The organism is Zhongshania sp. R06B22 (assembly GCF_040892595.1).
GTDB classification, from domain to species: Bacteria; Pseudomonadota; Gammaproteobacteria; order Pseudomonadales; family Spongiibacteraceae; genus Spongiibacter; species Spongiibacter arctica.
Genome location: NZ_JBFRYB010000001.1, coordinates 1,278,010 through 1,290,924, shown reverse-complemented (window position 1 = coordinate 1,290,924; position 12,915 = coordinate 1,278,010). Strand labels below are relative to the sequence as shown.

Below are 12,915 nucleotides of genomic sequence, written 5' to 3'. Positions count from 1 at the left end.
ACTCTTTATTTATTCAGCTCTTCTTGCCTAAGTTTTTTTATTTCACTCTCAATGTCGTTTAAATAGCTATTGCTTAAAAACAGCCCTTTGCCAGCATATACTCTTCGCCGCGCCACAGCATCTAGAGCTTGCCCAAACGCCTGACGCTCAAGAGCTATATGAACTTGAAACTCAAGCACGGGAATAGCTGAGGGATCTTTATTTTCTGCCCGCAGCAATTCGGTACTTGCCAACTCGATATTCTGCAGTCGATAAGCAGCTTCGGCGGATTGGTAGGCTAAACGTGAAGCGTAGTGCGGGTCACGAGCTAGAGGGTTAATTTCGATTTGTTTAATTAACGCCTGTGCATCCTTGAGAGTCAATTCGGAGCATTGATCATTAGCCGTCAATGCAATCAAAGGGAACATGGCATCAACAAGAGGTCGCATTGCGCGGCCCTTATCGGCGCTGTCTAAGGCATTATTGAAGCGAGCCCGAAGTTCTTGACTACTTCTTATATTACACGCCAACAACAAAGCTTGAACTTTGACGGCAGTGCATGTTTCGCAAGCCGAAATGGTTCTATCGAGAGCACTGATTTTGTAGTTTTTACGGCCAATATGATTTTGACTATTAACACCTAAGTCATGCTGCTCATCATCCAAATTAGCCAAATGTAAGGCCGCCCTTGAAGACGAGGGGTTAGCCATTGACCACATTTCGGCGGCAAGTCGTGGCTGTCCCCACAAGGATGTTGTCATATAGCAAATAAACGCAATATAACTGACATAAAGACCTAGCGAGAGCCTGTAGGAACTTTGGAAGCGAACAGGCAGGTCTTTACTCATTGCCACGATAGCTAAGCATGGCCCGAATATAGCCAAATAGTTGCGATGTTCAAACATCAGCTCTAAGGAAACAGAGCTTGACTCCAATAGATGACCGGTCAAAAACCAAAGCACGGCAAATAGGGGCCAAATAGACTTTGATCTGATTAAGAAGAACAGCAAAATAGTAAGCAGCCAGCCAATGCCCGCCAAACTTAATTGCAAAGCGCTATCTATGACTCTCACGTCGTCATGAAAGGGACTAAATTGCGAAGGAATAGGTATAAATGCAGATCTCAAATAATCCCACAAGATCACCCATTCAGTCGCCACTCGCTGAAGGCGACTAAAGCCCCGATATTCGCTGTAGGTAAACCAATCTAAATTTAAGGGTGACAAATACAAAAGTAAAAGTGTGAGAGCTGACGATAAGGCCAATACCCTAGATTTATATCCGGGTAGCGCCATACTCCGCGAGCGCAATACCGTCACTTCCAACACCAATACAAAAACAATAACTAGGGCAGCCGACTCTTTAGCGAATACAGCAATACCGACGAAAAAACCAAGCACCCCAAACTGAAGCATGAAAGCAGCTAAAACACTACGTGTTCGGTAAACCTGATATAGAAGTATATAGGCCAAAATTCCAGCCAAACCTAGCGTCGCCGACAAGCTGGTCATGCGTTGGATAGTAATCAATGTCGTCGATACGTTAAGAGGTAGCAGCGCCCATAAAGCCACCGCAGCTAGTGATATCCAACTGCCTTGCAATAGCGCCTTTTTTGATAAAGATTGAGCGAGAATTAGATTTGAGATGAAAAATAACAATAGCGCATTGGCGATATGAATCAGCACATTAACGACTAAAAACCAATAGGGCTGTGGCCAATGTTTCGACTGCAAAGCAAATGTTAATAGTGATACCGGGCGTTTCAGAGGTCCCGCCTCCCCAGAACTCACAAACTGCCAAAAAGAGGTGGCATCGACAATATTTTCTAGCCCGAATAGATTCCCTTGATCATCATAATAAAAGGCACCCGACAATCCCTGGCTATAGATAAACCAAACGGCAACGCCTAGAGGAAATAGTAGAAGTAGGGGATTAATTTTCAAAACAAGCTTCTTTTAATAAAAAAACCCCGACATTATTCATGCCGGGGCATTTAACTTCTTAGGTGTTCAACAGCATATTAGCCGCGGCAAGAACCAGGCATCCACTTGGTAGGAGAGCCGCTGCAAGTCCACGCTGACACGTTGTTACCAGAAAGAGTCGGAGTCAAACGAACAGAGAAATCTTCACTAAGACCTTGACCAGTAATAACAACTACGCCGCTTGTAGCACCAACAGTCATAGAGGCAGCATAAGTTGTAGCGGTAAAGCTATCAGCACAAGAGTCTAGATTAGTTGCGCCAGCAGACTGAACAATTTCAGTTACACAGGTACGCGCGCCACTCGCAGCCAATACTGCCTCAGAAGCTTTAGCTTTGTTGGTATAATCTTGGTAGGCAGGCAATGCTACCGCAGCCAAAATACCGATGATCGCGATAACGATCATCAGTTCGATCAGAGTAAAACCTTGTTGTGTTCTTTTCATAATGAACTCCGGCAAATTTAATCATTTCTTGGGGGTGATAAAAACTCATCACTGGGTATCTACATACAAGTATTATGCCATTCCATTATATTTGTTAAAAACATCACCAAGGCGCTGCTGCAGCCGAATTGGCCCTGTCAAACACCATATACATCTAGGTATTAGTCCTTATAAGCCAGCAACAGAGGTGACAAATAGTGTCACTAGTCGCATATATTGTCACCCAAGCGAGACCTAAACACTTGTGGTAGTGCGTAATCATTGTTTAAGCACTATACTGTTTTAATTACATTTTTAACGATAATGCGACGCTATGAACAGCCCCGTAACGCCTTTGAACGGCCTTGCCAGAAGACTAGTTTATGACGAGATTCTTGATGAGGATACCGTTCGTAAAGCGCAAGAGACCGCACAGAAAGACAAAAAGAGCCTAGTATCTTATTTAGTCAGCAAACAGCTCGCAGACGGCGTTCGCATTGCGGAAGTTGCTGCCGATGAGTTTGGCATTCCGTTTATCGATCTGCGGTCTTATACGACTGAGTTGTCTCCGCAGAAGATTATTGATAACAAACTGATTAAGCTGCACAGGACCCTGCCTCTTTGGAAGCGCGGAAAACGCCTATTTATTGGCATGTCGGACCCGACGAATATTCACGCTCTTGACCAAATCAAGTTTCATACCGGCTTAACCACCGAACCCATTATTGTCGAAGAAGCCGCACTTAATGCCGCTATCGATAAATATCTTTCCGCCCAAGAGGAGTCACTTGCCGATAGCCTAGGTGACATGGACGACGTCAGTCTTGAAAACCTAGATATTGAGGCCGTCGACGAAGATGGCGGTAGCGACGTAGATCTCAAAGGTGTTGATGAAGCGCCTGTAGTGAAGTTTGTTAACAAAGTACTACTAGATGCAATACGCGCTGGCGCGTCTGACATTCACTTTGAGCCGTATGAAAAAATTTATCGGGTACGCTTTCGTACCGATGGCATCTTAGAGGAAGTAGCGCGGCCACCAGCGTCTTTGGGATACCGCCTCGCTGCCCGCCTCAAAGTAATGTCACAGATGGATATCTCTGAGAGGCGCGTCCCCCAGGATGGCCGCATTAAGATGAAGCTGTCCAAATCTAGGGCCATAGACTTCCGAGTAAACACGCTGCCCACGCTGTGGGGAGAAAAAGTCGTTCTGCGGATATTGGACCCCAGCTCAGCGCAAATGGGGATTGATGCTCTAGGCTATGAGCCAGCGCAAAAAGAGATGTATATGAAGGCCCTGGATCAGCCCCAAGGGATGATCTTGGTCACGGGTCCAACAGGTTCCGGTAAAACCGTATCGCTATATACCGGTCTGAATATCCTGAACACACCCGAACTCAACATCTCCACTGCGGAAGATCCTGTAGAGATTAACCTTGAGGGCATCAATCAAGTCCACGTTAATGCAAAAGTCGGACTTGGCTTTCCGGAAGCTTTGCGCTCATTCCTTCGTCAAGACCCTGACATTATTATGGTTGGTGAGATCCGGGATCTCGAAACCGCCGAAATTGCCGTTAAAGCCGCGCAAACAGGTCACTTAGTGTTATCAACGTTACACACTAATAGCGCCTCAGAAACCCTGACCCGCCTATTGAACATGGGTGTTCCCGCCTTTAACGTAGCAACTTCGGTAAGCCTGATTATCGCCCAACGTCTGGCAAGGCGCCTGTGTAAAGAGTGCGCCGTACCACTGGATGTGCCTAAGCACACTCTTATTGAAGAGGGCTTTAGTGAAGAACTACTTGAAACCGCCACGATCATGCACCCAGTAGGCTGTGAGCGCTGCAACAAGGGCTATAAAGGCCGCGTGGGTATTTACGAAGTGGTTCGAATCACCCCTGATATTTCTCGTATGATTATGGAAAATGGTAATTCCTTAGAAATTGCCGCTCAAGCGCAGAAAGAAGGCTTTCCGAATCTACGACAATCCGCACTAAAGAAATGTGCTCAAGGCGTGACTAGTCTTGAGGAAGTAAACCGAGTGACCAAGGATTAACAATGGCTACAACATCCAAAACACAGGTTTTTGTTTGGCAAGGCGTAGATAAGCAAGGCCGTAAAACCCGCGGAGAGCTCAGCGCAGCATCGAGTGCGCTGGTAAAAGCGCACCTTCGTAAGCAGGGTATTGCCGCTAAAAATGTGAAACGTAAGCCAAAGCCACTGTTCAGTAGTAAAAAGGCGATTAAGCCCGCAGATATTGCCATTTTCACTCGGCAAATGGCCACCATGCTCAAAGCGGGTGTTCCGCTAGTGCAAAGTTTTGACATCGTAGCAGAGGGTGTTGAAAACGAGACTATGCAAGAACTCGTCGTGGATATAAAAAATGAAGTCGCCTCAGGTGGCGGCTTTGCAGCAGCGTGTGCCAAGCATCCCAAATATTTTGACGATCTATTCTGTAGTTTAATCGCATCGGGTGAGCAGTCCGGTACCCTCGAGGTTATGCTTGACCGCGTTGCAACCTATAAAGAAAAAACAGAGGCACTGAAAGCAAAAATCAAGAAAGCATTAACGTATCCCATCGCGGTTATGGTGGTGGCCGTTATCGTAACGGCTATTCTGTTAATCAAGGTAGTACCCACCTTTGCCGTGACATTTGAAAGCTTTGGCTCTGACCTGCCTGCATTTACTAAGATGGTGGTCGCGCTCTCTGAATGGACACAAAGAAACTGGTTTATTGTATTAGGCCTTACTGTTGTCGCTGGTTTCGCATTCAAAAAAGCCCGCGAGAAATCTCAGCCTTTTTCAGATTGGGTCGATAAAATCACCTTGAAAATCCCCATTATTGGCGACATCATCTTTAACTCGGTAATTGCACGTTTCTCTAGAACGCTAGCTACAACTTTTGGTGCCGGCGTCCCTTTGGTAGACGCGCTGAACTCTGTATCAGGTGCCGCCGGCAACGCCGTATATCGTAAGGCCATCATTCAAATAAGAGACGATGTAACTACCGGTCAGACCCTGTACTCTTCGATCCGCTTCACTAATATTTTTCCAAATATGTTACTGCAGATGGTGTCTATCGGTGAGGAATCAGGCTCACTGGATGAGATGCTAGATAAGGTCGCCACCCATTACGAAGAAGCGGTAGACAATGCAGTAGATACGCTTACCGCCTTACTTGAACCATTAATAATGTCGGTTCTTGGCGTCCTTGTTGGCGGCCTAATGATTGCTATGTATTTGCCAATCTTTATGCTCGGCTCTGCAATGTAAAACAAGCCACAAGCGGATCACACATTAAAATCCTGGCTCTCGATTAGGCCTCCCATTGCTGAGTGTTTTTATGACGTTGTTTGACACCCTTGCAGGCATTCCTACGCTTGTCATCGGATTAACAGGTATCTTGGGGTTGCTTATCGGCAGTTTTTTCAATGTCGTTATATATCGCCTTCCCAAAATGATGGAAGCCAGCTGGCGACAAGAATGTGAGTACTTACTAAGCGACGACACCTCTGCAGATCCGCAAGGTCCAGAGCCCGCGGCCTTCAACCTAGCGATACCCAACTCCCACTGCCCATCTTGCCAGGCGCCGATAAAGATATGGCAAAATATTCCCGTTATTAGCTACCTGCTGTTACGTGGGCGCTGTGCCAGTTGCGATATCAAAATCAGCCCGCGCTACCCAGTAATAGAAGTCATTACCGCGCTCATAAGTATTTTTCCATTATTGGTATTTGGGGTTACGCCCTATGCTTTCGCGATTGTCTTATTTAGCTGGATGCTACTGATTCTGACCGTTATCGATATCGACCATCAATTGCTGCCAGATCAAATTACCCTACCTTTACTTTGGATAGGCCTTCTTTATCACAGTATTTTCGGCCATATTCCGATCACCGACGCCCTGTGGGGAGCGATGGCGGGCTATATGATTTTATGGAGCGTATTCTGGCTATTTAAGATTGTCACCGGCAAGGAAGGCATGGGCTATGGCGACTTTAAATTACTAGCGGCCCTTGGGGCATGGTTAGGATGGCAGTATGTACCGCTGATTATTTTGCTATCCTCAGTCGTGGGCGCCGTCTGTGGTGGGCTTATTTTAGCCGCGAGGCGGAACTCAACATCAACCCCAATGCCATTTGGTCCCTACCTAGCGGGTGCAGGCTGGATTGCTGTATTCTGGGGGGACACTATTATCGACACCTACCTTGGCTTTGCAGGCTTTCGCTAGCCATTGCCAAACTGAAATACAAAGATGATTGAAACGACAAATGAGTAGTTTTATTGTGGGCTTAACGGGCGGTATTGGCAGTGGTAAAACCGCTGTCTCTGATCGCTTCGCGAAACTAGGTATTGGCATTGTTGACGCTGATGTTATTTCACGAGAAGTGGTAGAACCAGGTACTGAGGCGCTGGCAAGCATTGCCGCGCATTTTGGCAAGGGCGTCATTCAAACCGATGGCCAGCTCGACCGAGCGGCTCTGCGGCAAACTATTTTTGCCGATACAAACGCTAAGGCTTGGCTAGAATCCCTGCTTCATCCGCTGATTGCCAAGCAAACAATCGATCAGCTGGGCGCGATACAAAGCACCTACGCACTTTATGTTTCACCGCTATTGGTAGAAGCCAAGCAAGAAGCGCTATGCCAACGCTTAGTGGTTGTCGATGTGCCAGAGTCATTGCAATTAGCGCGAACAATTGAGCGAGACAACAATGAACAGGCCCAGGTTGAGCGTATTATGGCAAGCCAAGCAAGCCGTGAGACTAGGTTGGCCGCCGCTACAGATGTCATCGACAATACCACTGGCTTTGCCGACCTCGACCTGCAGGTAAGCCGACTACACCAGCAATTTTTAGCATTAGCAGGAACGTACAAATGAGCAATATCGCCAAAAAGCCCCCCGTCGTCGCCTGCCCCAATTGCGGAACAGAACTTATTTGGGACAGCCGAAACACCTTTCGACCATTTTGCTCAGCGCGGTGCAAGAATAATGATTTAGTAGCATGGGCAAACGAAGATCACGCCATTCCCGGACAACCATTGGAGGACGTGTTTAGCGAAGATTTAGACGGTAATTATTAGAGATCCTCGCGCGACTTTAGCTTGATATAAAATTATCTAAAAACACCCCACGTTCACAACATTCTCTTTTGGCCACACTAGTTTCTCGGCGGCGCTTGTTCTTATGAGTACGCTGTGAGCAAAGGCATTCGCTCCGCTCATATGGATACCCGATCGGAGTCGGGTATGACGGTGGTTGGTATGGATACTCGACCTGACCCATAAATGACTAGGATTTGAATAAATACTCTTCCATCCTTCGTCATCACGGCTCAAACCGTCATCCTTAACTTGATTGAGGATCCAGAGTCCTCAGGCTCTGAATTACTCAAGACCAAATAGATCAAAGGCATTCGCTTGGCTCATATCGATACCCGATAGGGGTCGGGTATGACGGATTACTACGTTTGTCATCCTCAACTTGATTGAGGATCCACAGTCCTCGGGCTCCGAATCGTGCCACACCAACTAATATAAAGGCATTCGCTACGCTCACATGGATACCCGATCGGGGTCGGGTCTACGTTTGTCATCCTCAACTCGATTGAGGATCCACAGACCTCGAGCTCTGAACCGCGCCACACCAATTAATATAAAGACATTTGCTAGGCTCACTTGGATACCCGATCGGGGTCGGGTATGACGGGGGTTTGTATTGATGCCCTATTGGAGTCGGGTATGACGCAGGAATGAAAAACATTTAATCAGCGTCGGATATGAGGTGTGAACCAAAACACGCCCTACCTGTTCGTGCCAAGGACGGCCAAGAAAAATACTCAATCAGCTAATTTTAATATTGCATCTACAATTGCGACGTTAGCGGCGGGGAAGTCATATTCAGGGAGGGCTTGCGGCTGTACCCACTTCAGGGGCTGGCCCTCTTTACCAAGAGCCTCACCATCAAATTTCAGAACTTTCCATACATCAAGTAACACCACTTTGTCAGTGTAGTCGTGACGTATTTCAAGCAATTGAGTGCAGCTAGCCGTGTGAACCACAATGCCGAGCTCTTCGTGCAGCTCGCGGGCCAAAGCGTCACACACCGTCTCACCGGTTTCGACCTTGCCACCGGGGAACTCCCATAAGCCACCTTGATGTGCGTCGTCGTGGCGACGGGCAATCAGTATCTCGCCTTGGGGATTGTAGATAACGCCAACCGCTACATGAACTCGTTTACTAGCTACGGTATTCGGCATTAATTTTAACGTAGTCGTAGGAAAAATCTGTCGTCCACACCGTTTCACTGTGCTGACCACGATTGAGATTGATGCTAATAGTTATTTCCGACTGCTTCATTACCGCGGCGCCTGCCGCTTCGGTATAGGAAGCGGCGCGACCACCATTTTCAGTAATCAGCACATCACCGAGGTGAACGGTTAACGTAGATACGTCTAAAGCATCAACACCGGCACGACCAATAGCCGCCAGTATACGCCCCCAGTTTGGGTCACTGGCGAACAGCGCGGTTTTCACCAAGGGTGACTCAGCAACCGCATAGGCAACTTTAAGCGCTTCGGAAACGTCCTTAGCACCCGCTACTTCAACAGCAACAAACTTGGTGGCGCCCTCGCCGTCCCGAACAATCGCATGAGCCAGCTCTAGAAAGACCTCATTAAAGACGGCTTGCAAAGCTTCAAAAATCGGCCCTTCTGACACGGACAACAAATCCCCGCCAGCGCGCCCTGTAGCAACTAAAATACAGGAATCATTGGTTGAGGTATCGCCATCGATAGTAATGCGGTTAAACGAGGCGTCGGCAGCAATATCTAACATACCCTGCAGCATATCTGGTGCAATCGCAGCGTCAGTGGCGACATAGCCCAACATGGTGGCCATATTGGGCTTGATCATGCCCGCGCCTTTAGAAATGCCAGTAACCGTAATGGTGCGACCATCAATTTGAATCTGTCTTGAGGTCGCTTTCGGGCGAGTATCGGTAGTCATAATACCGTTCGCTGCACGCTCCCAGCCATCAGCTGACAGAGACTTTATCGAAGCGGGTAGTGCAGCAATTAATTTGTCGACTGGCAATTTCTCGCCAATAACTCCAGTGGAGAACGGGAGCACTTGTTCGGGCGTGACACTTACTTCAGTGGCAAGTGCGACACATGAAGCCACGGCATCGGCCAAGCCAATAGCACCGGTACCCGCATTGGCATTACCGGTATTAATGAGTAAATAACGCGGTGACGCTGCGGCGAGGTGTTTTTTAGAGAGCGTAACCGGAGCAGCGCAAAAAGCGTTGAGGGTAAATACACCGGCAACAGCACTGCCTTCTGTTAGCTCGAACACCACGGTATCAATACGTCCGGGCTTTTTAATACCAGCACTAGCTGTGCCAATCCGCACACCGTCAACAATATGTAGCGTGCCTAAATCACCCGAACCTACTGCCATGCTTGTATCTTCCTTAGTCTAACTTACCATGACATTGCTTGTATTTTTTACCTGAGCCACAAGGGCAAGCTTCGTTACGCCCCACTTTAGGCGTTTCGCGGACAAAGGTTTCAGGCTGGGCGGTAACCGGCGCCTGTTGTTCTGCTTCATCTTCGTCATCAAAACTTAAGCCGCTGGATTCTGCGTGTTGAAACTCCATTGCCCGCTTGGCTTGTTCTTCACGACGTCGCTGCTCTAAGGCCTCAGCACTTTCATCTTGCTGCAAACGCAAATGCGCTAAGAACCGAACCACATCATGCTTAAGCGATACCAGCATATCTTGGAATAATTGGAAGGCTTCACGCTTGTATTCTTGCTTGGGATTCTTCTGCGCAAAAGCGCGCAAATGAATACCGTGGCGCAGGTGATCCATGGTTGCCAAATGTTCTTTCCATAGCGTATCCAATACCTGCAGGAATATATGCCGCTCTATTTTACGCATATCGGCGCCGACCAAAGCACACTTGGCCTCATAGGCTTCATCAACGGCGCTATAAACGCGCTCGTGAATAACTGACTCATTCACAGAACGGTCTTCATCCAACCACTGCTGAATAGGTAATACGACTTCAAACTCAGTTTCAAGACGACGTACAAGACCGCTCACATCCCACTGCTCTTCCAAGGTTTGCGGTGGTATGTATTCGTTAACAACATCGCTCACCACATCCGCTCGGATGGCTTTGAGCATATCGCTAATATCGTCGACTTCTAATAGCTCGTTGCGCTGCTGATAGATGATCTGACGCTGATCGTTGGCGACATCATCGTATTCGAGCAGCTGCTTACGCATATCAAAGTTACGACCTTCAACTTTGCGCTGCGCTTTTTCAATAGCATTCGATACCATGCGGTGCTCGATGGCCTCGCCCTTTTCTAAACCCAGCGCCTGCATGATCCCACGCACACGATCTGAGGCAAATATACGCATCAAGCTATCTTCAAGAGACAGATAAAAACGTGAAGCACCGGGATCACCTTGGCGACCAGCTCGGCCACGCAACTGGTTATCGATGCGACGTGACTCATGGCGCTCAGTACCAATTATCAATAGCCCACCAGCCTGCATCACTTTCTCGTGGCGGATTTTCCAAGCTTCGCGAAGCTCATTAATCATCGCGTCAGAAGGATTTTCAAGCTTGGCAATCTCAACATCGACGTTGCCACCGAGTACGATATCCGTACCACGGCCCGCCATATTAGTTGCAATAGTCACAACGCCCGGACTACCCGCTTGGGCGATAATTTCCGCTTCTTGCTCATGGTATTTAGCGTTGAGAACCTTGTGCTGAATACCTGCCGCTTTAAAGCGCTGAGACATTTCTTCAGAGGTTTCGATTGAGGCAGTACCAACCAAAATCGGCGCACCGGTTTCAACGACACCTTTCACATCTTCAACAATCGCGTCGTATTTCTCTTCCTTGGTCAAATAAACCAAGTCATTTGAGTCTCTGCGCGCACTTGGTTTATTGGTGGGGATAACCACCACGTCCAAGCCATAAATCTGGCGAAATTCGAATGCTTCAGTATCGGCGGTACCCGTCATACCGGCTAGTTTTTCGAACTGACGAAAATAATTCTGGAACGTGGTTGATGCCAGTGTTTGGCTCTCGGCCTGAACCGTTACACCTTCTTTGGCTTCTATCGCCTGATGTAAACCTTCTGACAAACGACGACCGGCCATAGTTCGACCAGTATGCTCATCAATCAGCACAACTTGATCGTTCTGAACAATGTATTCCACGTTGTTGTGGAATAAAACATGAGCGCGCAAGGCCGAATTGACGTGATGTAGTAAATTCAGATTACCTGCAGAGTAAAGGCTGTCGCCTTCATCCAATAATTTAGCCTGGGTCAGCATATCTTCAGCGAGCTGATGGCCGTGTTCTGTCAACTCAACTTGACGCATTTTTTCGTCAATAGTGTAGTGGCCTTCGTCGGTAGGCTTACCGGCCTCATCCACTTCAGCTAATTTTAAAGAGGGAATAAAGAGATTAATCTGCTTGTAAAGCTTAGAGCTATCTTCAGCGGGACCTGAAATAATCAGAGGCGTCCGCGCCTCATCGATCAGGATAGAATCGACTTCATCGATAATGGCAAAATTCAGGCTGCGCTGGAAGCGGTCACTGATCGCAAACGCCATATTGTCGCGCAGGTAATCAAAACCAAATTCGTTATTAGTACCGTAGGTAATATCTGACTCGTAGGCCGCGCGCTTTTGTTCCGACTCCTGACCGGAGCGGATAACGCCGACCGTCAGTCCTAGAAATTCATAGAGTGGTCGCATCCAATTGGCATCGCGCTGCGCCAGGTAGTCATTAACTGTGACCACAAACACACCATTGCCTTCTAAAGCGTTCAGATAAACCGCAAGCGTCGCCACTAGCGTTTTACCTTCACCCGTGCGCATTTCCGCAATAGTGCCTTCATGTAAGCTGATGCCGCCGATAAGCTGCACATCAAAGTGGCGCATGCCCATCACTCTACGGCTAGCCTCACGGCACACCGCAAACGCTTCACTCAGTATCTGATCGAGGGTTTCACCGCCGCTTATGCGCTCCCTAAACTCACCGGTCTTAGCCGCCAGCGCCGCGTCATCTAGTGCACTCAAGCCCTCTTCAAGGGCGTTGACCTTGGCCACCATTTTACGCATCCGCTTAAGCTCGCGGTCGTTTTTACTACCAAAAACTTTTCTTACTACTGCTGTTATCATGATGAATTCGTTACTATTCCCGGGATCGTGTCCCTATCATTGATGGCTCTGGTGCATTGCAAAAATTCTAATTGTGACTCTACTTGGAGATGATAATGAATTCCAAGCAGTGAATCGAATTTATACAGCGCACGAAAACCGCACCAAGTTACATTGTCCGAATTAAAATATGACGACCGCTTTAACGTAATATTCTTTTGAATTTACGCCAAAGTTCGCACTGATTACCCGCAGGTAGGAAATAAATATACCCTTGCACCGAGGCGCAATATCGCATAGATGAGAGAATATTACCATGCTTAGGCTGACGCGAGATCAAGCATG

At 47.8% G+C, this 12,915-nt stretch carries 10 protein-coding genes; 5 read left to right on the top strand and 5 right to left on the bottom strand.

Annotation, left to right across the window (positions count from 1 at the left end):
- Positions 1 to 5: 5 nt before the first annotated feature.
- Together AB4875_RS05890 and AB4875_RS05885 are read right to left on the bottom strand one after the other, a co-directional pair.
- Entirely contained in the window at positions 6 to 1,922 is a 1,917-nt protein-coding gene (locus AB4875_RS05890) for a hypothetical protein (RefSeq protein ID WP_368375120.1), read from the bottom strand.
- A 77-nt stretch (positions 1,923 to 1,999) separates the two neighbouring features.
- Positions 2,000 to 2,404 carry a pilin gene (locus AB4875_RS05885; RefSeq protein WP_368375119.1) on the bottom strand — a complete coding sequence of 135 codons (405 nt, stop codon included), beginning with the start codon at positions 2,402 to 2,404 and terminating at the stop codon, positions 2,000 to 2,002.
- Between the two features lie 313 nt (positions 2,405 to 2,717).
- On the opposite strand from AB4875_RS05885, the gene pilB reads away from it, so the two are divergent.
- The 5 genes from pilB to AB4875_RS05860 all read left to right on the top strand — a co-directional run bounded on the left by pilB (position 2,718) and on the right by AB4875_RS05860 (position 7,463).
- A complete protein-coding gene (gene pilB / locus AB4875_RS05880; protein WP_368375118.1) occupies positions 2,718 to 4,436 on the top strand; it encodes a type IV-A pilus assembly ATPase PilB in 1,719 nt (572 codons plus the stop codon).
- A gap of 2 nt (positions 4,437 to 4,438) precedes the next feature.
- Positions 4,439 to 5,653, top strand: a complete 1,215-nt coding sequence (locus AB4875_RS05875) for a type II secretion system F family protein (protein WP_368375117.1) — start codon at positions 4,439 to 4,441, stop codon at positions 5,651 to 5,653.
- Positions 5,654 to 5,723: 70 nt separating this feature from the next.
- On the top strand, positions 5,724 to 6,611 hold the full coding sequence (locus tag AB4875_RS05870) for a prepilin peptidase (RefSeq protein WP_368375116.1): 888 nt from the start codon (positions 5,724 to 5,726) through the stop codon (positions 6,609 to 6,611).
- A gap of 40 nt (positions 6,612 to 6,651) precedes the next feature.
- Positions 6,652 to 7,260 carry a dephospho-CoA kinase gene (gene coaE / locus AB4875_RS05865; protein ID WP_368375115.1) on the top strand — a complete coding sequence of 203 codons (609 nt, stop codon included), beginning with the start codon at positions 6,652 to 6,654 and terminating at the stop codon, positions 7,258 to 7,260.
- Positions 7,257 to 7,463: a DNA gyrase inhibitor YacG gene (locus AB4875_RS05860; protein WP_368375114.1), complete on the top strand. Its 207-nt coding sequence runs from the start codon at positions 7,257 to 7,259 to the stop codon at positions 7,461 to 7,463. Before coaE ends, AB4875_RS05860 begins: the two co-directional genes overlap by 4 nt.
- Positions 7,464 to 8,218: 755 nt before the next feature.
- Here AB4875_RS05860 and mutT read toward each other — a convergent pair.
- The 3 genes from mutT to secA are packed head-to-tail and all read right to left on the bottom strand — an operon-like array spanning position 8,219 to position 12,591.
- The gene (gene mutT / locus AB4875_RS05855; RefSeq protein WP_368375113.1) at positions 8,219 to 8,638 is read right to left on the bottom strand and encodes an 8-oxo-dGTP diphosphatase MutT; all 420 of its coding nucleotides are present in this window, start codon (positions 8,636 to 8,638) and stop codon (positions 8,219 to 8,221) included.
- Entirely contained in the window at positions 8,619 to 9,839 is a 1,221-nt protein-coding gene (argJ, locus tag AB4875_RS05850) for a bifunctional glutamate N-acetyltransferase/amino-acid acetyltransferase ArgJ (protein WP_368375112.1), read from the bottom strand. Before argJ ends, mutT begins: the two co-directional genes overlap by 20 nt.
- Positions 9,840 to 9,852: 13 nt before the next feature.
- Entirely contained in the window at positions 9,853 to 12,591 is a 2,739-nt protein-coding gene (gene secA / locus AB4875_RS05845) for a preprotein translocase subunit SecA (RefSeq protein WP_368375111.1), read from the bottom strand.
- Positions 12,592 to 12,915: the final 324 nt, after the last annotated feature.

What these genes read in the sequence shown, in the direction of transcription:
- AB4875_RS05885 (WP_368375119.1), bottom strand. Translation starts at nt 2,404, where the DNA reads ATGAAAAGAACACAACAAGGTTTTACTCTGATCGAACTGATGATCGTT.
- pilB (WP_368375118.1), top strand. Translation starts at nt 2,718, where the DNA reads ATGAACAGCCCCGTAACGCCTTTGAACGGCCTTGCCAGAAGACTAGTT.
- AB4875_RS05875 (WP_368375117.1), top strand. Translation starts at nt 4,439, where the DNA reads ATGGCTACAACATCCAAAACACAGGTTTTTGTTTGGCAAGGCGTAGAT.
- AB4875_RS05870 (WP_368375116.1), top strand. Translation starts at nt 5,724, where the DNA reads ATGACGTTGTTTGACACCCTTGCAGGCATTCCTACGCTTGTCATCGGA.
- coaE (WP_368375115.1), top strand. Translation starts at nt 6,652, where the DNA reads ATGAGTAGTTTTATTGTGGGCTTAACGGGCGGTATTGGCAGTGGTAAA.
- AB4875_RS05860 (WP_368375114.1), top strand. Translation starts at nt 7,257, where the DNA reads ATGAGCAATATCGCCAAAAAGCCCCCCGTCGTCGCCTGCCCCAATTGC.
- mutT (WP_368375113.1), bottom strand. Translation starts at nt 8,638, where the DNA reads ATGCCGAATACCGTAGCTAGTAAACGAGTTCATGTAGCGGTTGGCGTT.
- argJ (WP_368375112.1), bottom strand. Translation starts at nt 9,839, where the DNA reads ATGGCAGTAGGTTCGGGTGATTTAGGCACGCTACATATTGTTGACGGT.
- secA (WP_368375111.1), bottom strand. Translation starts at nt 12,591, where the DNA reads ATGATAACAGCAGTAGTAAGAAAAGTTTTTGGTAGTAAAAACGACCGC.